A 25,839-nucleotide genomic window follows, 5' to 3' on the forward strand; every position below is an offset into this window, starting at 1 on the left:
ATACACATCCGGCGGCCGCGAAGACACCGCCAACCGGTTCGGCGGTGCCGCTACAAGAACCGGCTGCACCGCTGGACATCTCGAGATTGCCCTCCGAATGTTTTTACAAGCCAACGGCGCCCTTTAAGATGCGGTTGCAGCCGCGGGAAGTGCGGTCTAAGTCATTTGATGAACACGCCGCGGTCGATTGCCCCAACTATTGGATGACGGCTGCTAGAACAAAGGTTTTGTTACGGCGCAGGACCCGCTCCTGATTTTTTTTGTATAAAAATCGGCTGATGCGCTTGATCAATGGGCAGATTCTGCTTGACCGGCATCATCGGTTCTACCTTTCCCCTACCCCTTTGTGCAGTTTTCGCATGTTATCGGCTTCGTTAAACTCAGCCCTTAATGCAGTCCCCCCCAAAAAACAATTAGGAGAATTGAATGAAAAAGACACTGTTTCCGGCTATCGGAATGTTGCTTGCCGGTTTGGCAAACTCGGGCCACGCTGCCGTCACCACCATCGACTTCAACAGCATTGCTTTGCATCCCACTAACCATGAGATTTCAGTGCCCAAACCCTATCTGGAAGACGGCTTCAAGTTGACAACGCTGGCCGGGGTATCATTCCAGTTAAGCGGTGGAACCCTCTACGCGATCATGCCTTCCAGCCCTTATTGGACCGGTAGTGTCGGCTTATATTCCGGAGTGGTCACCAATCACGGTAGCGCCTTTTTGCTGGAAAAACAGGATGGCGGTTCGTTTGACTTGCTCAGTATGGACGCCGCGTCGTTTTGGACAATTGCCAGCGGCCGGCAGTTCTCGGTTTATGGCTACCCGCAAGCAGGCGGTTCCGTCAGCCAGTCATTCCTGCTTGACGCGACCACAAATACGCTGGAAACCCTTTATTTCAACGATTCCTTCAAAAACCTGAATAAAATTATCTTCAGCTCGACCTATGCCCAGGTTGACAACATCAAACTGGGCCTTCCTTCGCCGATTTCGGCCGTACCAGTTCCCAGCGCGGCATGGCTGCTGCTGAGCGGCTTAGGCTTCATCAGTCGACGTAATATGGCCAAGGCATTACGCTGGTCCCGTTAAACTCGACTGTATATACGACTGATTAATTGGTCGTATTTCAAGACCGTAAGGCTAAATCTACAGGGCGGCAATAGACAAAGGCATATTTCGCCCTATGACAGCGGTTTACATGCGGCGCAATACCGTCAGGCTATTGCGCCCTTGACAACGAACCACCATCAATCGGCAAAACAATCCAGCCATCAATCCCGGATTAATCCAGCCAAAGCAATAGCAAGTCTCCCAACAGAAAAGCCTTCTTGATCAACAAATTCGATTGAGCTTTATGTTTTCTTAACGAATATCCCAAGAATTTTTACGACATTTTTACCCACCAATCTGTAGATTAAGACTCAGGCGATCAGCGGCAAAACCGCCAAAAATCTTGGACTGTTTGCCGTATTCGCCTCGTCTAAAAAATGCTTAAGCATCTTTGCAAGAGGTCTATATGAGCGGGATTTATCTATTAAGCGGCGGCTTGGCGCTGCTGGTGTTTATCTATCTGGTGGTCGCTTTGTTTTATCCGGAGAAATTCTGATGAACGAAACCGGCTTTCTACAAATTTTTATCTATCTTTTAGCCTTACTCCTGCTGAGCAAGCCATTGGGAGCTTACATGGCACGGGTGTATCAAGACGAATCCATCGTCGCCAACACCTGGTTCGCCGTGATTGAACGCGGGCTATATCGGCTCTGTGGCATCCAGGCCGAGCAAGATATGCGCTGGCAGCAATACGCAGGAGCATTGCTAGTCTTTAACTTGCTGGGTTTACTGGTGGTTTATGCCTTGCAAACCTGCCAAGACCTGTTGCCACTCAATCCGCAGGCCCTGCCGGCCATCAGCACTGACTCAGCTTTAAATACCGCCATCAGTTTTGCCACCAACACCAATTGGCAAGGTTATGCCGGTGAAGCCAGCATGAGTTACCTCACGCAAATGCTGGGTTTAACTGTGCAGAACTTTTTGTCGGCAGCCAGCGGTATGGCGGTGTTGGTGGCGCTGATACGCGGTTTCAGCCGGCGTAACACCAATAGCATTGGCAATTTCTGGGTGGATATGACCCGCTCGACCTTGTATATCTTACTGCCATTGTCGTTGCTACTGGCCGTCGTCCTGGTGGGGCAAGGCGTGGTGCAAACCTTTGATCGCTACGCTACCGTCAAGCTACAAGAACCGCAGACTTACTCGGCGCCAGCGCTTGACGCGGATGGACACGCTGTGCTGGATGCACAAGGCCAACCCCTCACTCAAACCCAACAAAGCCAGGAACAAACCCTGGCCTTGGGTCCCGCGGCCTCGCAAATCGCCATCAAGCAGCTCGGCACGAACGGCGGCGGATTTTTTAATGCCAATTCGGCTCACCCTTACGAAAATCCCACCCCGCTGAGCAATTTTTTGGAAATGCTCGCCATCCTGTTAATCCCCGCCGCACTTTGCCATACCTTTGGCTTTCTGGTCGGCGATAGCCGGCAAGGCTGGACGCTATTGGCGGCGATGACCTTGGTGTTTGTGGCTTTGATTTTCGTGACTGTGCCTGCAGAACAACACGGCAATCCGGCACTGACCAGCTTGGGTGTGGATCAAGCCGCCTCCAATCAACAGCCTGGCGGCAATATGGAAGGTAAGGAAGCTCGCCTCGGCATCGTCAATTCCGCACTATGGGCGGTAGCAACCACCGCCGCCTCCAACGGCTCCGTGAACGCGATGCACGACTCGTTCACCCCCATCGGCGGCATGATACCGATGTGGTTGATACAGCTCGGCGAAGTGATCTTCGGCGGCGTCGGCTCCGGCCTATACGGCATGCTGGTGTTCGCGCTGGTCGCCGTGTTTATCGCCGGTTTGATGATAGGCCGCACCCCGGAATATTTAGGCAAAAAAATCGAAGCCTTCGAGATGCAGATGGCGGCGGTGATTATTTTGATTCCCCCGCTCCTAGTGCTGGGCGGCACGGCATTGGCGGTGATGACCGAGGCCGGGAAAGCCTCCATCCTCAATCCCGGTGCCCACGGTTTCAGCGAAGTGTTGTATGCCTTGTCGTCTGCCGGCAATAACAACGGCAGCGCCTTCGCCGGCCTGTCGGCCAATGTGCCGTTTTATAACTACTTGCTGGGCCTGGCTATGCTGGTATCGCGTTATGGGTTGATGATCCCGGTATTAGCCATCGCCGGTTCGCTGGCCGCCAAAAAACACGTGCCGGTCGGCCCCGGCACCTTACCCACCCATACGCCCTTGTTCGCGGTATTGCTGATTATCACGGTGTTAATGGTCGGTGCGTTGACCTTTGTTCCCGCACTGGCCTTGGGCCCTATCGTTGAGCAGTTACACATGCACGCTCATCCTTGATTTCCAAACAGGTAAGCATATGACTCACAAAGCGCTCTCTTCTTCTTTATTCGACCCTGACCTGCTCAAGCAAGCGGTTTGGGAAGCCTTTAAAAAGCTAACACCGCAACAACAGTGGAAAAATCCGGTGATGTTTGTGGTGTATCTGGGCAGTTTGTTAACCACGCTGTTGTGGCTGCAAGCCTTGGCCGGTGATAGCGAAGAACCGGCTGGATTTATTTTAACCATCACTATCTGGTTATGGTTTACCGTGCTGTTCGCCAATTTCGCCGAAGCCGCCGCGGAAGGTCGCAGCAAGGCGCAGGCGGCCTTTCTGCGCACCGCCAAGCGTGATATTGCCGCCAAGAAGCTGGATGACCCGCGTTATGGCAGCAACTACACCAAAATCGCCGGCTCCAATTTGGTAAAAGGCGATGTGGTGCTGATCGAAGCCGGGGATTTCGTCCCTGGCGATGGCGATGTCATCGAAGGCGTGGCCTCGGTGGACGAGAGCGCCATCACCGGCGAAAGCGCGCCGGTGATCCGCGAATCCGGCGGCGATTTCAGCTCGGTCACCGGCGGCACCCGGGTATTATCGGATTGGCTGGTGGTGCGGATTTCCGCTAACCCCGGCGAGACCTTTCTGGACCGGATGATTTCCATGGTGGAAGGTGCGAAACGGCAGAAAACCCCGAATGAAATTGCCTTGACCATCTTGCTGGTAGCGCTAACCTTAGTGTTTTTAATGGCCACAGCAACCTTGCTGCCCTTCTCGCTGTACAGCGTGGAAACGTCTGGTGCGGGCCGCCCAATTTCGATCACCGTGCTAGTGGCCTTATTGGTGTGCTTAATTCCGACCACTATCGGCGGCTTGTTGTCCGCAATCGGCGTGGCCGGGATAGGGCGGATGATGCAGAAAAATGTCATTGCCACCTCCGGACGCGCGGTGGAAGCGGCCGGCGATGTCGATGTGTTGTTGTTGGATAAAACCGGCACCATTACTTTGGGTAATCGGCAGGCCGCGGCATTCATCCCCGCCAAGGGCATCAGCGAAAAACAGCTGGCCGATGCCGCGCAACTGGCCTCGTTGACCGACGAAACCCCGGAAGGCCGCAGCATCGTCGTGCTGGCCAAACAAAAGTTTGGTTTGCGCGAGCGCGACGTGCAATCCTTGGGCGCCACCTTTATCCACTTCAGCGCCCAGACCCGGATGAGCGGCGTCAATTTGCAAGGCCGGCAAATCCGCAAGGGTGCCGAAGATGCGATTAAGCAGTATGTGACCGAGCAAGGCGGCCGCTTTCCCGACGAAATCCAGAAAATGGTTGTCGACGTGGCCCGGCGCGGCAGTACGCCGCTGGTGGTAGCCGACGGCAAACAGGCCCTGGGCGTGATCGAATTAAAAGACATCGTCAAAGGCGGCATCAAGGAACGCTTCATCGAACTGCGGCAAATGGGCATCAAAACCATCATGATCACCGGCGATAATCGCTTGACCGCTGCGGCGATTGCCGCCGAAGCCGGCGTCGACGACTTTTTGGCCGAAGCCACGCCGGAAGCCAAGCTGGCTTTGATTAGGCAGCATCAAGCGGATGGACGCTTGGTAGCCATGACCGGCGACGGCACCAATGACGCACCGGCGCTGGCACAAGCCGATGTCGCGGTGGCAATGAATAGCGGCACCCAGGCCGCCAAGGAAGCCGGGAATATGGTCGATCTGGATTCCAACCCGACTAAACTGATCGAGATCGTCGAGACCGGCAAACAAATGCTGATGACCCGTGGAGCGCTGACTACCTTTAGCGTGGCTAACGATGTAGCGAAATATTTCGCCATCATCCCCGCAGCCTTTGCCACCACCTATCCGGCGTTGAACGTGCTGAACGTCATGGGCTTGGCGACACCGGCCAGCGCGATCTTATCGGCGGTAATATTCAATGCGTTGATTATCATTGCCCTGATCCCGCTGGCTTTAAAAGGCATTAAATACCGGCCGCTCGGCGCCGAAAAGCTATTGCAAAACAATTTGCTGGTCTACGGTGTCGGCGGCTTACTGGTACCGTTTATCGGCATCAAGGCGATTGATTTAGTCCTAGTAACGATGAATCTGGTTTAGGGAGAACAACATGACAAGCTATTTCAGACCTGCTGCCACCCTACTGCTGTTAATGACCCTCCTCACCGGTGGCCTTTATCCGGCGCTGGTCACTTTACTGGCGCAAAGCATTTTTCCAGCCCAAGCCAACGGTAGCCTGATACAAGACAAACAAGGCCAAGCCATCGGCTCTGCTTTAATCGGTCAAAGCTTCAGCCAGGCCCGCTATTTTTGGGGCCGGCCGTCGGCAACCGCGCCCTACCCTTACAATGCGGCGGCGTCGGGCGGCTCCAATCTCGGCCCCACCAATCCGGCTTTAAGCGATGCGGTCGCCCAGCGCATTCAGGCCTTGCAGCAACTTGACCCTGACAATCATGCGCAGGTGCCGGTGGATTTGGTTACCGCATCAGCTAGCGGCTTGGATCCGCACATCAGTATTGCGGCGGCCCATTACCAAATCAAGCGCGTGGCCAAAGCGCGCAAGTTGCCGGAAAGCGTCGTGATAGCATTGGTCGAATCGCATAGCGAGCCAAGGCAATGGCGGGTATTCGGCGAACCCAGGGTGAATGTCTTAGGCTTAAATCTGGCTTTGGACGCCGCTGCGCAAACTGCTCAACCATGAACGAACCACGCCTGGACCCCGACCAACTACTGGCCCGCGTCGAACGCGACAAAGCCAAGGCCAAGCGCGGCCGCCTGAAGATTTTTTTCGGCGCGGCGGCCGGGGTCGGTAAAAGCTATGCCATGTTGCTGGCGGCGCGCGAACGCCGCGCGGAAAATCTCGATGTGATTGTCGGCCTGGTGGAAACCCATGGTCGCGCGGACACCGAAGCGCTTTTGGCGGGCTTGGAAATCCTCCCAACCCGCAAGATCGACTACAAAGGCGCCGTGTTGCAGGAGTTTGATATTGATGCGGCCTTAAAACGCCGGCCGGCCATCATTCTGGTTGACGAACTGGCGCACACCAACGCCCCCGGCTCGCGCCACCCGAAACGCTGGCAAGATATTCGCGAATTGTTGGAAGCCGGGATTGATGTGTATACCGCGCTGAACGTGCAACATCTGGAAAGCCTGAACGACGATGTCGGCCAAATTGCCGGCGTCCGCATCTGGGAAACCGTGCCGGACACGGTATTCGAGGATGCCGACGAAGTCGAACTGGTGGATTTGCCGCCGGATGAATTGCTGCTACGCCTGCGAGAAGGCAAAGTTTATCTGCCGCAACAAGCCCAACACGCAATTCAGAATTTTTTCCGCAAAGGCAATCTGATTGCCCTGCGCGAACTGGCCTTGCGGCAAACCACCAATCGCGTCGATGCGCAAATGCTGGATTACCGGGAAGACAATGCCATCCGCGAAGTCTGGCAGGTCAACGAACGGCTGATGGTGTGCATAGGCCCGAATGTGCTGGCCGAGCGCCTGGTCAGAGCCGGCAAGCGCTTGGCAACCAGCCTGCGTTCAGCGTGGATTGTGGTGTATGTGGAAACCCCAGAACTGGCGCGCTTGCCCGCCGAAAAGCGCGACGGCATTTTGCGGGTATTACGGCTGGCGGAACAGCTTGGCGCCGAGACGGTGACGCTCAGCGCGCCGGAGATGAGCGAAGCGCTGATCCGTTTTGCCCGCGAGCGCAATATCAACAAAATCGTGGTCGGTAAACCCAGCCGGCGCGGCTGGCGACGCTGGCTGTTGGGTTCGGTGGTGGATGTATTGATCAGCCACGCCCACAATATCAATATTTACCTGCTGGGCAGCCCGCAACTGGGCGAACGCGAGGAACTGGAAGCCGAGCTGTCTTTATTCAAGAAAACCCCGCTGCCCGGCCTGCGGCAACGCATTCCCAGTAAGACTCGCCGACGCTATCGCGGCTATCTGTGGGCGATGGCGGTGACCTTGCTCTGCACCGCCGTGGGTAAAATGTTGTTCGGCAAGGTGGAACTAGCCAATGTGGTGATGGTGTATTTACTCGGTGTGGTGTTTGTCGCCACCCACTTCGGGCGCGGGCCGTCGGTGTTGGCGTCATTACTCAGCGTCGGCGTATTCGATGTGCTGTTCGTGCAGCCTTTCTATAGTTTGTCGGTAGCCGATAGCCAGTATTTGATCACTTTACTGGCCATGCTGGTGGTGGCTATTGTCATCAGCAATCTGATGGTCAATGTCCGCGCGCAAGCCAAGGTTGCCGCGCATCGCGAACGCCGCGCCGCGGCCTTATACGCGATGAGTAAGGAGCTGGCGGTGGCGCAAAGCGAACGGCAAATCGTCGCGACCGCCGTTAAACATTTATACGCCGAATTCAGCAGCCGCAATGTCATTTTATTTGCCAACCCGGCCGGACGTTTGATCTATCCCAAACAACACAGCCTGCCTCAATCATTGCGCGGCGCCGATTTGAGCGTGGCGCAGTGGGTCTACGATCACAACGAAATGGCCGGACACGGCACCCATACCTTACCTGGCAGCGCGGCGATTTATTTCCCAATTCAAGACGAAGACAAAGCCATCGGCGTTTTGGCGCTGTTACCGGTCAATTTACGCCGGGTGTTTTTGCCGGAACAACAAAAATTGCTGGAAACCTTTTTGCGGCAGATCGGCCAAGCCGTCGCCCGTTTACGCTTTGCCGAACAGGCCAAGTCGACGCAATTGCAAATTGAGGCCGAACGATTGCGCAACTCCTTACTCAGCGCGATTTCTCACGATTTACGCACCCCGTTATCGACGATTATCGGCTCGGCCAGCGCCTTGGTTGAGGACGACGGCCATTTACAGGCCCAGCATCGGCTGGAACTCGGCCGTGCCATCTATGATGAAGCCGAACGCATGGCCAATTTGGTGAACAACATTCTGGACATGGCCAGACTCGACGCCGGTGTGGTGGAATTAAACAAACAGTGGCATCCTGTCGAAGAAATCATCGGCACCGTGCTGACGCGTTTGCAAAAACACCTGGCCCGACGAAAGGTCAGCGTCAGCTTGCCGCCCGGGATTCCGCTGGTGTTTGTCGATGCGGTGATGATCGAGCAAGTGCTGATCAATTTATTGGAGAACGCCGTGCGCTATACCGCTGCAGGCTCCGAACTTGAAGTGTTTGCCCAAAACGTCGGCAATACCATGGAAATATCGGTCGCCGATCACGGCCCCGGTATTCCCAAAGGTCTGGAGGATAAATTGTTCGAAAAATTTTACCAAGCCCGCCATGAATCGGCACAAAGCGGCGTCGGCTTGGGGCTGGCGATTTGCCGGGCCATTGTTGAAGTGCATGGCGGCCGGATTCGTGCCAGCAATAAGCCCAGTGGCGGGGCCATATTTACCTTAACGCTACCCAACGACGAATCGCCGCCCCTTATGGAGCCGGAGGAATGAACGCAACCCCACTGGATTTGGGCCATGGCTAAAACGCATCCCGTCATTGTCGTGATCGAAGACGATCCGCCGATACGGCGCTTTTTGCGTACCAGTCTGGCAACGCACAATTTTGCGGTATTCGAAGCGGAGACCGGCAAACAAGGCCTGATTGAAGCCGGCGTGCGTAAACCGGATTTGCTGATTCTGGATTTAGGCTTGCCGGATATGGATGGCGTCGAGGTGATCAAGAGCGTGCGCGGCTGGTCGGCCATGCCTATCATCGTGCTGTCGGCTCGCAGTAACGAACAGCAAAAAATCGACGCCTTGGACGCCGGCGCGGACGATTATCTAACCAAGCCGTTTGGATTTGGCGAACTGTTGGCGCGTATCCGGGTAGCCTTGCGGCATGCCAGCCGGCCTGCGGAGCATACACAAGACGAAGTGTTTATCGTCGATGCACTGAAAGTGGACTTACGCAACCGGGTAGTCAGCGTTGATGGCAATGAAATTCATCTGACGCCGATTCAATACCGCTTGCTCTGCGTGCTGATTAAGCATGCCGGCAAAGTTTTGACGCATCAGCAAATTTTGAAGGAAGTTTGGGGGCCGTCGTATCAGGAAAATCCGCATTATTTGCGGATTTACATGAGCCAATTGCGGCAAAAGCTGGAAAGCGATCCGACTCAGCCGAAATACCTGCTGACTGAGTCGGGCGTGGGGTATCGATTTAAAGTGGGTTAAGCGAATATCGCCGTCTGATGGCCGCAGTGCGAAAGCCGAATCAATATCCCACTTCTACCCGGTTTCTACCGCGTTGTTTTGCTTGATACATCGCAGCGTCGGCACGTTTGATCAAGGATTCCGGGCTATCGCTACCTTTTAAGGCAGCAACGCCCAAACTGGCGGTCAGATTCAACACATCCATGCCATAGGCCAAGGTATGCGATTCAATATCTGCGCGGATGCGTTCGCCTATGACCATCGCACCGTCGATGTCGGTATCGCTCAGCAAGATCACAAACTCCTCGCCGCCGTAACGAAACACCGCATCACTGCCCCGCACCATATCTTTCAACCAGCCGGCCAATGAGGACAGAGCCAAGTCGCCGCAAGCATGCCCGTAATCGTCGTTGATATGCTTGAAGTGATCGACATCCACAAAAATCACCGACAAATGCTGCGAGTTGCGATGCGCACGTTTGATTTCGCGCAGCAAACAGTCGTTAAACGCCGTGCGGTTGTTGGTTTTGGTTAATGGATCGGTAAACGCCATTTTCAATGCTTGTTGGAACAAGGTGGCATTTCTTAGTGGGTAAATCAGGCAGCACAACAGGCTTTCCAGCATTTTCAGCTCATCTTTGCTGAAGCGATTGCTGCGGGTTAGTTTCAACTCGCCCAGCTGCTGCTCTTCGACTTTCAAGGCATAATTGCAAGAATGACGGGCCATCACGCCGCGTTTGAACTCCAAATCAAACTCTTCGTTGATGTATTCAACGCCGTTGTGCGGAATAGTGTTTTGAATTTTATTGCAGAAAATACTGATCAGCTCGTTGAATTCCAATGAAGTCTGCAAGGCACTACTGATATCGTAGTGATGCAAATTGACAGCGGTGGACGCTTCAAAGGTTTTGTTACTGACTATCGCTAAATCGGCTGCTTTATCTCTCATGACGGTTCCCCGAGTCTTGAATCAAACTTCAAGGAGAATAAAGCCAAGAGCGTGCCAATTATTTTAATACGATAAAATACAATAACTTAACAACAAACAATTGCAAAATATCTCAGCAAGCGGCAATTTTCCGCCGCTTAGCTGCCGCCAACTACCTTTGCCGACTTTTAAAACAAACCCAACTGCACTTGCGCGACTTCTGACATCATTTCCCGCGACCAGGGCGGGTCTAACACCACTTCGACATCAACCGAACTGACGCCGGGCAAGGCGCGGATGCATTTCTCGACATCGCTTTGGATCACCGGACCCATACCGCATCCGGGCGCAGTCAAGGTCATCTGAATATGCACATTGTTACCGCCATCGGCGTTGGGCTTGGCGCTGCAATGGTAAACCAAACCCAAATCGACGATATTGACCGGAATTTCCGGGTCGTAGACGGTTTTCATCACTTCCCAGCAATTCTTTTCGACGGCTTTGCTGTCGGTTTCCGAGACCAAGGTATGCAGATGTTGGGTTTCCTTGCCCAAGGCATCGGCATCGATACCGGCAATCCGCACCATATGGCCGTAATCGGTCACCACGGTGTAATTGCTGCCCAAAGCCTGGTGTATCGTGACTTCCTGGCCTTTACTCAAGGTGCCGTGGTTACCGTCCGGAATAGTGACGATGTTGACGTCGCGGGTTAAAAATACAACTTCTCTGTCTGCCATAAGTTTCTTAAGGTTTAAAAGTTTGGGCGTCAATAATTTGACCGGTCTTGCCGATACTGGCGTCGCTAAATAGGTAAACATACAGCGGGTCCAGACTGCTCATGCTCGGCAGTCTGGTTTTATCTTCGGCTGGGAAAGCTTTCTTCCGCAACGGTGAATCCACCGGTCCCGGTACCAAAGTATTAACACGGATTTTTCCTGCTGCTTCCAGTTCCGCGGCCAGAATACCTGCTAAGCCTTCCAGCGCAATTTTCGCTACGCCGTAGGCACCGGAATAGGCCTGGACTTTACGCGCCGAGGAATCGGAGATAAACACGATGGAAGCATGCTCGCTGCGTTGCAGCAAAGGCAACAACACCCGGCACAGCAGGAAAGGCGCACTGAGGTTGACGTTTAAGGCATGTCCCCAATCCTTGGTTTTGTAGTTGGCGATGGGGCTGTAGGCGCTGAATTCCACCGCCCCATGCAATACGCCATGCAAAGCACCATAGCGTTGTTCGATTGCCTCGGCCATTTCTTCGTATTGCGCTTCACTGGCGCCGGCCAAATCAAAGGGGTACATCACCGGTTCCGGACCGCCGGCAGCCACGATCGCATCGTAGATTTTTTCCAGCTTGGGAATGCTTTTATCCAGCAAAATGATTTGCGCGCCCTGGCCGGCTAAAGCCAGCGCCGCCGTGCCGCCCAGACCGCCGCCGGCACCGGTGATGAGTAAAACCTTATTGCTTAATGACATAAATTAGCGTGTATCCATTCCATCAATTGTGGCGGCTGTTCGATCAGCGCGTCGGCACCCCAGGTGTAGGGTTGGTCGTCGCTTTGCAAATAGCCGTACAAGGCCGCCAGAGTTTTCATATTCGCGCGCTTGCCGGCGGTAATGTCGTGTATCGCGTCGCCGATATACACGCAATTTTCCGGCGCCACGCTGGCCTGCCGACACCCGGCCAACATCGGTTCGGGATGCGGCTTGCTATTGGCGGTGGTATCACCGCTGATAATGCAGGCGGCCCGTTCCGTAAGCTGCATCGCGTCCATCAACGGCACGGTAAAACGGGATCTCTTGTTGGTCACCACACCCCATTTCAAGCCCAGTTGTTCGATCGCCGTCAGGCTTTCGGCTATACCTTGAAAGAAGCGGCTGTGTTCGGCGATATTCTGCTCGTAGCTGTCCAGCATAAAAGCCAGCATCCGCTGCGCCAGACTCTCGTCCACGCTCACGCAATGCTTGATCATCGGCATGGCGCCATGGGAAATGAAGGGCCGCACTGACTCTGTCGGCGCTTCCGGAAAACCATGGGCCAGCAGCGTCTTATTCAAACAGGCGATCAGATCGGGCGCGGTATCGACCAAAGTACCGTCCAGATCGAACAATACGCAATCCAGTTTAAATCCGCTCATGCCGCCTTACTCAGGACGCTGAAACGCAGCGATGTAATTGACGCCGATGTCTTTACCCAAACTAAAACGCTTGCTGAATGGGCTGTATTCAATACCGACCATGCCTTGTAACTCAAGCCCTACGCTTCTGGCCATCTGCCCCAATTCGGAAGGTTTGATAAAGGTTTTGTACTCGTGTGTGCCTTTGGGTACCATTTTCAGCACATGCTCGGCGGCGACGATTGCCAGCAACCAGGCTTTGGGGACCCGGTTCAAAGTCGAGAAAAACACCATGCCGCCCGGCTTAACCAGCGTTGCGCAAGCGGCGATGACGGATGCGGGGTCTGGTACGTGTTCCAGCATTTCCATACAGGTGACATGGTCGAAGCCGGCCGGTTGTTCATCGGCGAGTTGTTCTGCACTGATTTTCCGGTAACTCGCATTCACACCGGTTTCCAAGCCATGCAAATCGGCAATATCCAGCAAGTCTTCACTTAAATCCACACCCAAAGCATCCGCACCAGCTTTTGCCAAACCTTCGGTAAGAATCCCACCGCCGCAACCGACATCCACCACCCGCTTCCCAGGCAAATCAGCGTATTGCTGAATAAACTGCAAGCGCAAAGGATTGACGTCATGCAAGGTTTTAAACTCGCCGTTTGGATCCCACCAACGCTCGGCTTGCGAGCCGAACTTATGAATTTCATGGGGATGTACGTTTTCTGTCGCTGTCATAATGCCAACCTGTTCATAGGGCTATAGTTTACTGTATTACTAGGTTATTCGTCATGCGCCAACTTCCGACCCTGATTTTGAATTCAGTACCACGGCTTAAATGGCCTTTAACAAGGCCTCTCGGCGACTTCCAAAAAAGCTGTTAATTCGCTGGATGTTCTTGCAAGCGTTCTTGCCAAAGTGTGATTTTTTGTCGCAAAGCCGGAACATCAAACGAAGTCAATTCGCGCTTACGCAGTAATTGTTTGCCGTTAACCCAGACATCAGTCACCTGATGCCGGCCGGCGGCATAGACGATCTGCGCCAGCGGATTGAACAAGGGTTGAGTTTCCAGCTCGCTCAGATCTATAGCCACCACGTCGGCCGCTTTGCCGATAACGAGTGAACCGATTTCGGCGTCCAAACCCAAGGCCTTGGCGCCGTTAATGGTCGCCATTTCAAGCGCTGTCGTCGCCGATACCGCGCTGGCATCACCCGCTACGCCCTTACCCAGCAAGGCGGCGGTGCGCATTTCCGACAGCATATCCAGATCGTTATTGCTGGCCGCACCGTCGGTGCCCAAGGCCACATTGATGCCTGCCGCCAGACACTCTGCCACCGGACAAAAGCCGCTAGCCAATTTCAAATTGGATTCCGGGCAATGCACGATGTGACCGCCGGTCTGCGCGTAAAACAGGATGTCTTCACTAGATAGTTGCGTCATATGCACCGCGATGAACGACGGCGTCAGCAAACCCAATTCATGCAAACGTTGTAGCGGCGTTTGGCCGCTTTTGGCTTTTTGCTCGTCGACTTCGTGCGCGGTTTCGTGCAGGTGCATGTGCACGGTCAGATTCATCTCGTCGGCATAGGTGATGACATTACGTAACGGTCCGTCCGACACGGTGTATGGCGCATGCGGCGCAAACGAGGTGCTGATCAAGGTTTCATGCCGGAGTTGCTCATGCAGCGCCAAACCCTTGGTCAGATAGGCGTCCGCGTTTTCCGCCCAGACGGTCGGAAAATCGAACACGATCAAACCAATATTGGCACGAATGCCGTGCTGTACGGCTTGTTGCGCGACAATTTCCGGGAAAAAATACATATCATTGAAACAGGTCGTGCCACAACGCAGCATTTCGGCAATCGCCAGATCGGTACCATCCCTGACAAACGTCTCGCTGACCCATTTTTGCTCAGCCGGCCAGATATGATTTTGCAGCCAGTCCATTAGATGCAGATCGTCGGCAATTCCGCGCAGCAATGACATCGCGGCATGGGTATGGCAGTTAATCAAACCCGGAATCAGCGCATGCCGGTCCAACACTTCGACCTGTCGCGCTTGGTACTTTGACATAGCCTGCTCGATCGGTAACAAATCGACAATTCTGCCGTCATCTATCACAAGACTGGCATGCTCATGGATTGCGGAGGCCGGCTCAACCGGTATAATCCAACGGGCTTGAATGAGAAGGTCGACCAGCATGGGTTCTCCCGATATGCAAAGCGGCAATTATACCTCGTAAGCCGGCTTGCTCGCCTGCGGAGAAACTTGTTGTGGCCCAGGCTATTCATCAGCAACCTATGGACGGCCAGATCTTTATGAGCAGCAACCAAACTGTCGCACCTGCGACTATCCTGATTGTGGACGACACGCCGGAAAATATCACGACCCTTGGCGATCTCCTTAAGCCCTACTGTAACGTGCGTGTTGCCATCAATGGTCCGCGCGCGCTGGCCTTAGCCAACGCCGATCCACATCCCGATTTGATTTTACTGGACGTCATGATGCCGGAAATGGACGGTTACACGGTGCTGTCTCGCCTACGCAAAAACCCTGCGCCCCGCCATCGTGTTGGCACGGATTCGCAGCCAACGGGAAGTAAATATCCCCCGGCAGTAAGCGCAAAAACACCTTAAAATAGCTCCCGTATACCGGACTGCCGCCGCATCTGATTTGCCTTTTCAACGCAAATTGGCCACGCTTTTACCCCAAGCGCATTCGGAGAAGTATCAATTGCCGAGCATTTCAGTGCCTCCTCAAAACTTTATTCTTTAGATTTAGACGACATCATCATGACTACAACCCAAAAACTTTCCGTGCAAGCGTTGCAATGGAGCGGACATAGTTTAAAAGTGCTGGATCAACGCTTGCTGCCAGAAACCATCGCCTACGACGAATACAGCGACGCCGCCGGCGTTACCGAGGCCATTGCCTCGATGCGGGTACGCGGCGCCCCGGCCATCGGCATCGCCGCTGCTTACGGCGTAGTGCTATCGGCGATGCGGCATTATCCGCAAGCCGATTGGCAAGCTGCCGTCGCCGAAGACATTCAACAACTCGCCGCATCCCGGCCGACGGCGGTCAATCTGTTCTGGGCTCTGGATAAGATGCGCAATCTGTTAGCGCAAAATCCACCAGAACCCATCGCGGCGCTGAGTCAATTGGCCGAGCAAATTCACGCCGAAGACATCGCCGCTAATCACGCCATGGGCGAACGCGGCGCCGATGTGATCGGCAACGCCAAGGCGGTGTTGACCCACTGCAACGCCGGCGCGCTGGCCACCGGCGGTTACGGCACCGCGCTGGGGGTGATTCGCAGCTTACACAAGCGCGGCCAATTGCAAAACGTCTACGCCGACGAAACCCGGCCTTGGCTGCAAGGCGCTCGTCTGACCGTTTGGGAGCTGGCGCAAGACGGCATCCCTGCCACGCTGATCGCCGATTCGGCAGCGGCCTGGCTGATGAAATCCGGCAAAATCGACTGGATCATCGTCGGCGCCGACCGGATCGCCGCCAATGGCGACGTCGCCAACAAGATCGGCACGTATTCGCTGGCGGTGTTGGCTAAACAGCACGGGGTAAAAATGATGGTCGCTGCGCCCTCTTCCACCTTCGATTTCAGTATGGAAAATGGCGAAAGCATTGAAATAGAACAACGCAATCCCAAAGAATTGCTTCCAGATTGTTACTTAGAGGAAGGCTCGTTGGTGAACGCCTGGAACCCGGTATTCGACGTCACCCCAGCCGCCCTGATTAGCGCCATCGTCACCGAACGCGGCGTAGTTATCGATCCCGGCCTGCACGGGGTAAGGAGTTTGGCACCATGTTAAATTTACCGCGCGGCAATAACCCTGTCTTTGCGCTGAACTGCTTGTGGCAGGGCGTGAAAATGCTCACCCACCCCGAACTGCGCAAATACCTGTTGATACCCTTGTTCATCAATATGGTGTTGTACACCGGCGCCTTCGTGCTGGGCTACCATTCGGTATCGGCTTTGATTCATTCCTTTATCCCGGACTGGTTGTCCTGGCTGAACTGGATTTTATGGCCACTGTTTTTTATCAGCTTTTTGGTGATCGGCTTCTTCACCTTCACCCTGTTTGCCAATCTGATCGCCGCGCCGTATTACAGCCAGTTAGCGGCGAAGACGCTGCAACTGATCAGCGGCGGCAGTGTCGTCAAAGCCGATTTACCTTGGGATAAGGTGTTTTTCGGGGAATTGCGCAGGGTCGGATATCTGTTGTTGCGGGTACTGCCCGTGCTGCTGCTGTTTTTAATTCCGGTGGTCAATTTGATCGCACCCTTCATATGGGCGGTATTTGCCGCCTGGGGCATCGCCATGGAATTTTTAGCCTACCCGCTGGAAGAACGCGGCCTGCCGTTTCCTGAGCAAAAACAATTCATGCAGCAAACCCGTTGGGGAGTATTAAGCTTTGGTGGTTTGACTGGCTTGGGCTTGACGCTGCCTATCGTCAATTTAGTGATGGGCCAAGCGGCTGTGATAGGTGCAACGATTTACGTGTACCGGCTAGCGGAAACCGAATCCCCAGCAGCAGAGCAACCGATTACTTAGTCGTCCCTGAAAAAGCCGATATTTTCCGAACACCAGCATTCAGGCCGACAATAAAAACGGCGCGCTCAATGGCCGCGCCAAAATCCGACATGGCGGTCTCCAAAAATGAGGCAAAAAAATCCTCAACTGCCTGAGGATCATACGGATATTGTGGCCAGCACCGCATAAGATGGCATGCATGGCATCGCCCAGTTCGCCTTTCAGGTAATTGCGGCCCAGCAATCCGTCGTTTTTGAGGTGCCCGATGACGGGTTCGATGGCATTGCGGCGTTTGAGGGCGCGTTTGAGTCGCCGGGTGTTTATTCCTCTCTTTTGCCGGGCTTTGTAAATGGTCACGTTCGGGACCTCGACACCACGGTATCCTAAATCCACAAAAGCTTCTTTTGCGCGTGTACCGCTTAGAATCTCCGCCTGTTCCAGACACGATTCCAGGGTGTGTCCATCGTAGGGATTACCGGAAAAGCTGCGGGCGCCGAGCACAAAATTACTTTTGTTGGTGACGGTGATGCCCACTTTGACGCCGAATTCATACTTCTTGTGGACTTTGCCTTTGGAAATGCATTCGACTTCCGTGGCGTGGAAACTGTACAGCTTGTTTTTATCCTGGGGTTGTTGGTTCAAAATCCGTTGGGTTTTCTCTAGCGTCTCTTTAAAAGCCAATTTGACTGCATCGGATTGATCCGTCAATTGGCGCTCGATATCTCGGTAAACCCGACCCACCAAAGTTTTGAGCTGTTTGAGCATTTTGCGTTTGCGCTTCATTTGCTTGGCATGACTGTACCGGTTCGCCATCATCAGCAAATAGGGGGCTTTGCGGTTGTAGTTCTGCCGTAGTGTAATCTCATGCTGCTCAGCCAGACGTACCATGTGCTGGCGACAGCGTTCATACAATTTTCCATCGGTCGGATACGTGATGGCTTTCTCTTGCACCGTGCTATCAACCGTCACCGATTCAAAATCCTGTTTCTTCACGGTCTTGCTGGCTACGCCAGCCTGGATCGTCACCGATAACATCCACTCGCAACCTTCTTCTCCGATCCGTTTTCGCCAATAGGTCAGTGACGTGGGGTGGCAAGGTATCTGGTGTTGGAAATACTCTTCGCCACAAAAATATTGCCAATAGGGATTTTCAAGCCACTGTGCCACGACCGCTTCGTCCGAGCGTGCAAACGCATGTTTGAGGTAATGAAGCCCGGCAATAAGACGCGTTGGCAACGCCGGAGCGCCTTGGTTCTCGGTAAAAAATTCACCGAACGCATCATCCAGTACTTTCCAATCGATCAAATTTGCCAGTTGGTAAAGCTCATGCTTCGGATTCAACAGGTCGGCCAGTGGTGTGTTGAATAGATCGATTTGGCCGCTACTTTCTTGGGATTTTGGCTTCATTTTCGATAAAAATTTGCAAGAAATTAATATCTATTTTACTAATTTCTTGCAATTATTGCCCGTCTTTTTCTTCAATTATTTATTGTGTTTCAATGCTTTAGCCGTGAATTTGTGGCTTTTCAGGGGCGACTAGCTATAGGCATGGATTGGTAAATGGGCTGTTTGCGCTCATAAATCTTGCTGCAGACGCCAAAATTAAGCGCCACTCGGGCAGTCTGCCGACATCCATTGCATAACCTCGCAGCGCCTAGCTCACATCGTAATTTTCCAGCCTGCACAGGCGATATTGCAGCGTACTTTTGAATCAAATCAAAAGCCATTGCTCGGGTTATTGCAGTGGATGGCAAGTCCGCCATATCCCCCAGCATAGTGTTAAACATCCTTGTAATTTCAGCTGAGCCTTTTGGCGCTCTATGACGGCAAACATGTCCGGCTAAATATTCATCGCACAGCACGCGTACTGAATAAGCGTTTTCAGAATTTGCCGCCTCTTGTTTTAACGTTAAGGCTTTTGCCTCTAATTTCGCTGCTTGGCTTCTAATACTGAATCCTTGCCAGAATCACGCTAGTTTTTCAAAGCCTCCCAGGCGACAATAGCCAATAGAAACGAAACAGCCAGCCAATGACCAATCGATACCTGCCGAAAGCATCCATCAACAAAGCTTCTATAGCGATAAATCAGGTTCTAACCTTCGCAGACAAACGTATTCCTGGGAAAAGCCATATCCCGCCCCGGTCGCAAAGCTTTTGCGGTGCGAGCGTCGAATTGCATTTGGTATAGTTTTTTTAACGAATGATGGCGCGCGTATAACCTAAATAAACCCATACTAAAACCTACACTACCCGCTAAAGTGCAGATAAATTTTTATAAGTGTCGATAATGTTTTAATAAAAAGAAAAAATATTATTTATATATCAAATATTTAAAAAATGAATAACCAGAAAACACAAGGCACCAAACAAGACGAGAAACTGCAACACACGCCGATGATGCAGGAGCGCATGTATATTGTTTTTCAAGGGGATTATTGACATTTCAACTTAAACCTACACTAAAACCTATACCAAGCAACAACTACCGAAGGCGGGCTAAATTACTTGAAAATCGTGTTTGATTTAACCTTGTGAACCGGCGCGATCAGTTCGGCTTGTCTTCAAGATACATGCATGCGGACATGCAGCCGTTTGCACCATTCAGCAGTAACAACGAACTATTGGATTTTTTACCGGTGGGCTTCCTGCACCTAATCTGCGTGTTTTTAGGCGTTTTCGGGTTTTTTACTATCTTGCTGGTTTGGGCTTGGCACAAGTGGTCTATCGACGTTTGATCATTGATATACAGCATCTAATCCGACTGGGTCGCTAACTATTAAACCGGCCCCGAACAGATGTTGCGTTCGCCCGGAGCCCGTTGAAAGCCAGACTTGCACTACCTTTCCACAGACTCCGGGCGATTAATATCTTAGGGATCGGCTGGCCCTTAGCAGCGCTTAATCGATAGTCATCCGTTGCCCGCTTTTTTTCAGCTTTTTCGCTAGATTCAGCGTCAATATGCCATTCTCATAGCGGGCTTTGCTGGCTTCCTCGTCAATCTCGGCGGATAGTTGAAAGCTACGCGACACTTCACCAAAATAACGCTCGCTGCGCAGCAATTTATCGTCTTTGTTTTCGGTATCCAGCTGGCTGATTTGCGCGCGGATGGATACCACGTTGCCGTCGATATCCACATGGATATTCTCTTTACCCGCGCCCGGAATTTCGGCTTGGACGATAAACTCCGATGGATTTTCCTTTACATCCACTTTGATTTGCGCCGGCAAACCGTCGCCGTGCAGCGGCTTAATGTAATAACCTGGGTTAACATCGCGAAACAGTTCGTCAAACAGACCGCGACTAACAAATGGGCTTAAGTTACTCATGTCGATTCTCCTCTTTGTTGCATGTAAAAACCTGAAGGGTTCTATGCCAATATGGTGTTAGACCACAAGAAATTCAAGAGAAAGACACTTAAAAAACAACAGACAATCGCTGCAAAAAATGGCTTAAAGAAGAGTTATAACTAAATCTGGAGTACAGCCGGACTTGAAGAAAGGTGGCGCCCTCTGCTGAAATGAGATTGTCGAGATCGAATACCAGCAAAATGAGAGACGCCATGAGTAAAGATAATGCAAAAGAGTGGGATAGCGCTAGTGCGCTCAACGACCCTTTGACAGATTTGTTGAAGATGGGCGCTAAGGCCTTGATCCAACAGGCCGTTGAGGCGGAGTTACAAGCGTTTCTGGGCGAATATGCCAAGGTGACCGATTTACGGGGCCGACAAACGGTGGTGCGTAATGGCTATTTGCCGGAGCGGGAAATCGTGACGGGTGTGGGTAACGTGACGGTCAAAATCCCCAAGGTTCGAGATCGTTCTGGCGGCGGGGTCAAGTTCAACTCGTCGCTAGTGCCGCCGTATGTTCGCAAGGCCAAGCGGGTGGAAGCGGCATTGCCCTGGCTGTATTTGCGCGGTATATCGACGGGTGACATGCAGGACGCCTTGTCGGTCCTGCTGGGCACAGAGGCGAAAGGCTTGTCGCCAGCGGTGGTCAGTCGTTTGAAAGCGCAATGGGCCGAGGATTATCAAGCCTAGCATCGGCGGGATTTGTCGAATCAGCGCTATGTGTATGTGTGGGCCGACGGTATTTATTCGACCCTGCGCGGCGAAGATGACCGCTTGTGTCTGTTGGTGATCATTGGTGTCAATGAGCACGGTGAAAAGCGGCTTTTGGCGCTCTCGGATGGCTATCGAGAATCCAAGGCATCCTGGCTGAGCGTGTTGCAAGATTTGCAGACTCGCGGTTTACAGGACGCGCCGAAACTGGCCACCGGCGATGGGGCTCTGGGTTTCTGGGCGGCGGTGAATGAAACCTGGCCGCAGACACGGACGCAACGCTGCTGGGTGCATAAAACGGCGAATGTGCTGGCTGCATTACCGGATTCGATTCAGGCTAAAGCCAAGGCTGGCTTGAAAAATATCTGGCTGGCAGAAACCAAAGACCATGCCAGCAAAGCCTTTGACAGCTTCCGGCGTGACTTTGAGGCCAAATACCCCAAAGCGGTCAATATTCTGGAAAAAGACCGTGAATCGTTACTGGCGTTTTACGATTTTCCCGCTGAACACTGGGTACACATCCGCACCACCAATCCGATCGAATCGAGCTTTGCGACCATTCGCCATCGGACAACGCGGACCAAGAACTGCGTGTCACGGAATTCGCTGCTAGGCCTGGTGTTCCAGTTGGCACTGACCGCCGAAAAAAGTTGGCGCAAGATACGCGGATTTAAACAACTACCGGATGTGATCAACGGCATTCGGTTTCAGGATGGCATTGCCGTCATTACTGAGTCGGATAAAGCGGCAGAAAATCAGCAGATCGCCGCCTGATTCAATTTGCCTATACACCAGATTTGACTATTTCTCCTTAAAGAACTAACGGCGCATTAGATATTTCGTTGGGATTCTCTTTATTTAATGCCGGAAAATGCTGTTGCAATTGCGTAGTGATTTGGGCAATCCCCTCACACGCCTAATTCGAATCAACCTGCCCTAAACTGCGCTTCCATCTGTTTGCAAACCCCTGCCCAAACCGCTTCGCCGACTCTGGCATGTATAGCGCGATCAGCGATAATCTCTACATCACGGTCTGCGAGCAACAAATAAATCAGCACGCCGGAGTTATGCTCGGTATCCCAAATTCGGCATTGCGAAAATACCTCAAGCGCACGTTGTCTCGGCGTCACACCTTGCAATAACTCGCCTATCTCTAATGCACTTTCCACGACAAAACGGATTTCGCCCAAGTGCAATGCTTCGCTTTCAGTGATTGCTGCTTCGATAGCTTGCAAACTGCGCAGGGGAAACGCCAGACGCACACGCCAGGGACCGCTGACAATATGCTTTAGAAATCTAATCACTTGCATAGCCTACCATCTCCCCGACGCACCGCCGCCCCCAAAACCGCCGCCTCCGCCGGAGAATCCGCCACCCGACCCGCCGCCAAAGTCGTTATCGTCGTAAAAATTATCGTTTTGCCGGCCTCGAAAAGCGCGCCTGCCATTGCTGAGCGACACCATAAATGCAAAAAATGCCGCAAGAAATACAACCAGCCAACCTGCGTTCAATAGCCAAGCGATAATGCCGACCACACTCCCATTGATTATCCCGCCGAGAAAGCTTCCAAACAGAGTCCGTAAAATCCAAGCACCGGCCACTGCCAGAAACACCAAGAGCGGCAGTAAGCGTTGCACTCGGCCGTCGACAAACGATGCTTGAGGGGCAGGCAGTGGCACACCATCGAATATTCCAATCAGGCTATCGACGCCGGCATTTATTCCTGCCGCGTAGTCGCCCTGTCGAAAATACGGAATCATGATGTCGTCAATAATCCGCTTGGCCAATACGTCCGGCACCACGCCCTCTAAGCCGTAACCCACTTCGATACGCGTGACGCGGTCGTCCTTAGCCAGCAATATCAGTATGCCGTCATCGACGCCCTTGCGGCCCAGGCGCCATTGTTCGACCACGCGAATAGCATATTGCGCAATGTCTTCCGGCTGGGTGCTGGCAACGATCAACACCGCAATCTGGCTGCCTTTTTGTTGCTCAAAAGCCTGTAAGCGTTGTTCCAGCTTGGTTCTTTGCTGTGCGGATAAGGTGGCGGTCAGATCGGTGACACGTTGTTCAAGATTAGGCACTACTTGCTCGGCATTTAAGGCCGTCGCAAACAGACAAGTCGCCAGAAAAACGGCGCCCCAAAACCCTGAAAACCCTGAAAACCCTGAAAACCCGGCCGTCTTCCACATCTTATTTACCAAAATCAACCACCGGCGCAGTCGAAATGGCTTTTTCGTTTTCGACCGTAAACGAAGGCTTGGTTTTATAGCCGAACAGCATCGCAGTCAGATTGCTGGGGAACGAGCGCACGGTGATGTTGTACTCCTTGATCGCAGCGATATAACGATTGCGCGCCACGGTGATGCGGTTTTCGGTACCTTCCAATTGCGCTTGCAGATCGCGAAAATTGGCATCGGCCTTCAGCTGCGGATAATTTTCCGACACCACCATCAAGCGCGACAAGGCTGAACTCAATTCGCCCTGCGCCGCTTGAAACTTGGCAAAAGCCTGTTCGTCGTTCACCAATTCAGGCGTCACTTGCATGCTGCCCACTTTGGCGCGCGAAGCCGTCACCGCTTCCAATACGTCCTTTTCATGTCCGGCGTAGCCTTTCACCGTGTTCACCAGATTCGGCACCAAATCCGCGCGACGTTGATATTGATTCAGCACTTCCGCCCAACCGGCGTTGATTTGTTCGTCTTGCGTTTGAAAGGTGTTGTAACCGCAACCAGGCAACATCAATGTCGCGATTAGAAGAAAAACCGTTACTATGTATTGCATCGTCCACTCCGTGAATAGAAAAATTTTAATAGTGGCAGCAGCATAACACGCAAGCATTTGCCCCACACCAAGCGTCCTTATGCCCGCTTCCGCAACACCAATAGCCGGTTATTGGCAGGCATGGCGTGGTCGGCCTCTAAGGCCAAACCGATGGTTTCGGCCAAGGCCATGATCGCCTCGAAATCCTTGATACCGCTGCGCGCATCCCGTTCTTTCAGCCATAGGTCGAAACGGGCATTGCTCTCGCTGGTATATGCACCGGCATAATTGAACGGGCCGTAGATACACATCGTCGCTTCGGCACTCAAATGCATCGCCAGCCGCTCGAATAGCAGCCCTACTTCGTCGCTGCTCATGATGTGCAAGGTATTCGCGGTAAATACCGCCTCGACCCGTGCACAAGGCCATTGCGAATCGACCACATCCAAACTGAGCGGCGGGAGTAGATTAACCAGTTGCGCCTCGTCCCGCCATAAATCGATCCCCGGCAGATTTTCCGGCCTATCGGTAGGCTGCCAGGTCAGATGCGGCAGATTCCCGGCAAAATGGCAGGCGTGCTGGCCGGTGCCGCTGCCGATTTCCCACACTGTCATCGGTTGGTCAAAGACCGTTTTGAGAATCTGTAAAATCGGTTCCTTGTTGTTCTCGCAAGCTTGAGAACACGGCTTCTGTGTCGTCATGGGTCATGGTTTGATGGTATTTTGATTCTTTAACTCTACTAAGATTAAAAATGGAAGTAAAACAAATCGCCAGCATGGCGCAAATCGATGCCGCCGAGTGGAATCGGCTGTGCGGACCGGACTACCCATTTCTACGCCACGAGTTTTTAGCCGCACTGGAACAAAGCGCCGCCGTTTGCCCGCAGACCGGCTGGGAAACCGCGCATTTATTGGTTTTCGACAACGAGAAATTATTGGCGGCATTGCCGCTTTATTTGAAAACCCATTCCTGGGGCGAGTATGTGTTCGATCAGCAATGGGCTCAAGCTTATCAGCAGCATGGCTTGGCCTATTACCCGAAATTAATCAGCGCCATCCCGTTTACGCCCTGTCAGGGACAGCGACTGCTATTCGCACCGGATGCAGACCAAACGGCAATCTCTACCTTGTTATTCCGCTTTATCCAACAACTTGCCGAACGACACGGCATTTCTTCCTGGCATTGTTTATTTCCCGAGCCTTCCCAACTTGAGCTGCTGAAATCTTTAGGTTTAAGCGTCCGCGAGGGCGTGCAGTTTCAGTGGTTTAATCGTGGCCACTCAACTTTTACGGACTTTTTACAAACGCTAAGCGCCGACAAACGCAAGATGATCAAGCGCGAACGGCGCCGGATAGCAGAACAAGGTATTGAAATGTTGCGTGTTTCTGGGCAGGCGGTTACCGACACCCAATGGCAGATATTTTTCCGCTTTTACGCAATGACCTATTTAAAACGCAGTTCCGAACCTTATCTCAACCTGGCGTTTTTCAAACAAATTGCGCAAACCATGCCTGAGCAGTTGTTGCTGGTTCTGGCAATTAAAGACGGTACGTATGTCGGCGCGGCCTTGAGTTTTATCGGTGCAGATACCCTATACGGCCGATATTGGGGATGCGAAGCGGAGTACAACGCGCTGCATTTCGAAGCCTGCTACTATCAGGGCTTGGATTACTGTATAGAACACGGCTTGGCGCGTTTTGATTCCGGCGCGCAAGGCGAACATAAAATCTCCCGCGGCTTCGAGCCGGTCACCACCTACTCTGCGCATTGGCTGCAGGATGCCGGCTTTGCCAAGGCCGTTGCGCAATTTGTAGCCCGGGAAAAGCAGGCGATTGCGCATTACAAACAAGACGCGGCGAATTACCTGCCGTTTAAACGCGTTCAGTAAA

Annotated in this window: 23 protein-coding genes and 1 pseudogene; 12 read left to right on the top strand and 12 right to left on the bottom strand. The window is 52.9% G+C overall.

Annotated features, from left to right (window positions below):
* Window positions 1-426 precede the first annotated feature (426 nt).
* The 7 genes from EBB_RS10365 to EBB_RS10395 all read left to right on the top strand — a co-directional run bounded on the left by EBB_RS10365 (window position 427) and on the right by EBB_RS10395 (window position 9,559).
* Window positions 427-1,083 (top strand): hypothetical protein, encoded by a 657-nt coding sequence (locus EBB_RS10365; protein WP_192393807.1) that lies wholly within the window; start codon window positions 427-429, stop codon window positions 1,081-1,083.
* Between the two features lie 427 nt (window positions 1,084-1,510).
* Window positions 1,511-1,600: a potassium-transporting ATPase subunit F gene (locus EBB_RS10370; RefSeq protein WP_033155269.1), complete on the top strand. Its 90-nt coding sequence runs from the start codon at window positions 1,511-1,513 to the stop codon at window positions 1,598-1,600.
* Window positions 1,600-3,408, top strand: a complete 1,809-nt coding sequence (gene kdpA, locus EBB_RS10375; protein ID WP_192393808.1) for a potassium-transporting ATPase subunit KdpA — start codon at window positions 1,600-1,602, stop codon at window positions 3,406-3,408. The genes EBB_RS10370 and kdpA overlap by 1 nt, the downstream gene beginning before the upstream one ends.
* Before the next feature lie 19 nt (window positions 3,409-3,427).
* Window positions 3,428-5,500, top strand: coding sequence for a potassium-transporting ATPase subunit KdpB (gene kdpB, locus EBB_RS10380; RefSeq protein ID WP_192393809.1), 2,073 nt, complete (start codon window positions 3,428-3,430; stop codon window positions 5,498-5,500).
* A gap of 10 nt (window positions 5,501-5,510) precedes the next feature.
* The gene (gene kdpC, locus EBB_RS10385; protein WP_192393810.1) at window positions 5,511-6,101 is read left to right on the top strand and encodes a potassium-transporting ATPase subunit KdpC; all 591 of its coding nucleotides are present in this window, start codon (window positions 5,511-5,513) and stop codon (window positions 6,099-6,101) included.
* A complete protein-coding gene (locus tag EBB_RS10390) occupies window positions 6,098-8,836 on the top strand; it encodes a DUF4118 domain-containing protein (protein ID WP_192393811.1) in 2,739 nt (912 codons plus the stop codon). Before kdpC ends, EBB_RS10390 begins: the two co-directional genes overlap by 4 nt.
* Before the next feature lie 24 nt (window positions 8,837-8,860).
* On the top strand, window positions 8,861-9,559 hold the full coding sequence (locus EBB_RS10395) for a response regulator (protein ID WP_192393812.1): 699 nt from the start codon (window positions 8,861-8,863) through the stop codon (window positions 9,557-9,559).
* 40 nt (window positions 9,560-9,599) lie between these two features.
* On the opposite strand, the gene EBB_RS10400 is transcribed toward EBB_RS10395, so the two are convergent.
* From EBB_RS10400 to EBB_RS10425, 6 genes are all read right to left on the bottom strand, one after another.
* The gene (locus EBB_RS10400; RefSeq protein ID WP_192393813.1) at window positions 9,600-10,487 is read right to left on the bottom strand and encodes a GGDEF domain-containing protein; all 888 of its coding nucleotides are present in this window, start codon (window positions 10,485-10,487) and stop codon (window positions 9,600-9,602) included.
* A gap of 167 nt (window positions 10,488-10,654) precedes the next feature.
* Window positions 10,655-11,203 carry a putative Fe-S cluster assembly protein SufT gene (gene sufT / locus EBB_RS10405; protein WP_192393814.1) on the bottom strand — a complete coding sequence of 183 codons (549 nt, stop codon included), beginning with the start codon at window positions 11,201-11,203 and terminating at the stop codon, window positions 10,655-10,657.
* 7 nt (window positions 11,204-11,210) lie between these two features.
* Window positions 11,211-11,939 (bottom strand): SDR family NAD(P)-dependent oxidoreductase, encoded by a 729-nt coding sequence (locus EBB_RS10410; protein ID WP_192393815.1) that lies wholly within the window; start codon window positions 11,937-11,939, stop codon window positions 11,211-11,213.
* A complete protein-coding gene (locus EBB_RS10415; protein ID WP_192393816.1) occupies window positions 11,930-12,601 on the bottom strand; it encodes an HAD family hydrolase in 672 nt (223 codons plus the stop codon). The genes EBB_RS10410 and EBB_RS10415 overlap by 10 nt, the downstream gene beginning before the upstream one ends.
* A 6-nt stretch (window positions 12,602-12,607) precedes the next feature.
* Window positions 12,608-13,315, bottom strand: coding sequence for a bifunctional 2-polyprenyl-6-hydroxyphenol methylase/3-demethylubiquinol 3-O-methyltransferase UbiG (ubiG, locus tag EBB_RS10420; protein ID WP_192393817.1), 708 nt, complete (start codon window positions 13,313-13,315; stop codon window positions 12,608-12,610).
* Between the two features lie 142 nt (window positions 13,316-13,457).
* Window positions 13,458-14,780 (bottom strand): TRZ/ATZ family hydrolase, encoded by a 1,323-nt coding sequence (locus tag EBB_RS10425; RefSeq protein ID WP_192393818.1) that lies wholly within the window; start codon window positions 14,778-14,780, stop codon window positions 13,458-13,460.
* A gap of 98 nt (window positions 14,781-14,878) precedes the next feature.
* Here EBB_RS10425 and EBB_RS10430 point away from each other — a divergent pair, with 98 nt between their 5' ends.
* The 3 genes from EBB_RS10430 (at window position 14,879) to cysZ (ending at window position 17,151) form a co-directional block, all read left to right on the top strand.
* Window positions 14,879-15,214, top strand: coding sequence for a response regulator (locus EBB_RS10430; RefSeq protein ID WP_225587385.1), 336 nt, complete (start codon window positions 14,879-14,881; stop codon window positions 15,212-15,214).
* Between the two features lie 156 nt (window positions 15,215-15,370).
* Window positions 15,371-16,408 (top strand): S-methyl-5-thioribose-1-phosphate isomerase, encoded by a 1,038-nt coding sequence (gene mtnA / locus EBB_RS10435; RefSeq protein ID WP_192393819.1) that lies wholly within the window; start codon window positions 15,371-15,373, stop codon window positions 16,406-16,408.
* Window positions 16,402-17,151, top strand: coding sequence for a sulfate transporter CysZ (gene cysZ, locus EBB_RS10440; RefSeq protein ID WP_192393820.1), 750 nt, complete (start codon window positions 16,402-16,404; stop codon window positions 17,149-17,151). Before mtnA ends, cysZ begins: the two co-directional genes overlap by 7 nt.
* 39 nt (window positions 17,152-17,190) lie before the next feature.
* Here the strand turns inward: cysZ and EBB_RS10445 are convergent, their stop codons facing one another.
* Both EBB_RS10445 and EBB_RS10450 read right to left on the bottom strand, forming a co-directional pair.
* Window positions 17,191-18,537: an IS5 family transposase gene (locus tag EBB_RS10445; protein WP_225587194.1), complete on the bottom strand. Its 1,347-nt coding sequence runs from the start codon at window positions 18,535-18,537 to the stop codon at window positions 17,191-17,193.
* A 1,490-nt stretch (window positions 18,538-20,027) separates the two neighbouring features.
* On the bottom strand, window positions 20,028-20,456 hold the full coding sequence (locus tag EBB_RS10450; protein ID WP_192393821.1) for an Hsp20/alpha crystallin family protein: 429 nt from the start codon (window positions 20,454-20,456) through the stop codon (window positions 20,028-20,030).
* A 233-nt stretch (window positions 20,457-20,689) separates the two neighbouring features.
* On the opposite strand from EBB_RS10450, the pseudogene EBB_RS10455 reads away from it, so the two are divergent.
* Window positions 20,690-21,961, top strand: a pseudogene (locus EBB_RS10455) (IS256 family transposase).
* Window positions 21,962-22,113: 152 nt separating this feature from the next.
* Here the strand turns inward: EBB_RS10455 and EBB_RS10460 are convergent.
* The 4 genes from EBB_RS10460 to EBB_RS10475 all read right to left on the bottom strand — a co-directional run bounded on the left by EBB_RS10460 (window position 22,114) and on the right by EBB_RS10475 (window position 24,651).
* A complete protein-coding gene (locus tag EBB_RS10460; RefSeq protein ID WP_225587386.1) occupies window positions 22,114-22,497 on the bottom strand; it encodes a TPM domain-containing protein in 384 nt (127 codons plus the stop codon).
* 3 nt (window positions 22,498-22,500) lie between these two features.
* Entirely contained in the window at window positions 22,501-23,379 is an 879-nt protein-coding gene (locus EBB_RS10465; protein WP_192393822.1) for a TPM domain-containing protein, read from the bottom strand.
* A gap of 1 nt (window position 23,380) precedes the next feature.
* Complete coding sequence (locus EBB_RS10470; RefSeq protein WP_192393823.1) at window positions 23,381-23,971, bottom strand: LemA family protein; 591 nt, start codon at window positions 23,969-23,971, stop codon at window positions 23,381-23,383.
* Window positions 23,972-24,048: 77 nt separating this feature from the next.
* A complete protein-coding gene (locus EBB_RS10475; RefSeq protein ID WP_192393824.1) occupies window positions 24,049-24,651 on the bottom strand; it encodes a DUF938 domain-containing protein in 603 nt (200 codons plus the stop codon).
* Window positions 24,652-24,701: 50 nt separating this feature from the next.
* Here EBB_RS10475 and EBB_RS10480 point away from each other — a divergent pair, with 50 nt between their 5' ends.
* Window positions 24,702-25,838, top strand: a complete 1,137-nt coding sequence (locus tag EBB_RS10480; RefSeq protein ID WP_192393825.1) for a GNAT family N-acetyltransferase — start codon at window positions 24,702-24,704, stop codon at window positions 25,836-25,838.
* The last annotated feature ends 1 nt before the right edge of the window (window position 25,839 follow it).

It is taken from the genome of Methylomonas fluvii (assembly GCF_014850975.1).
GTDB lineage: Bacteria > Pseudomonadota > Gammaproteobacteria > Methylococcales > Methylomonadaceae > Methylomonas > Methylomonas fluvii.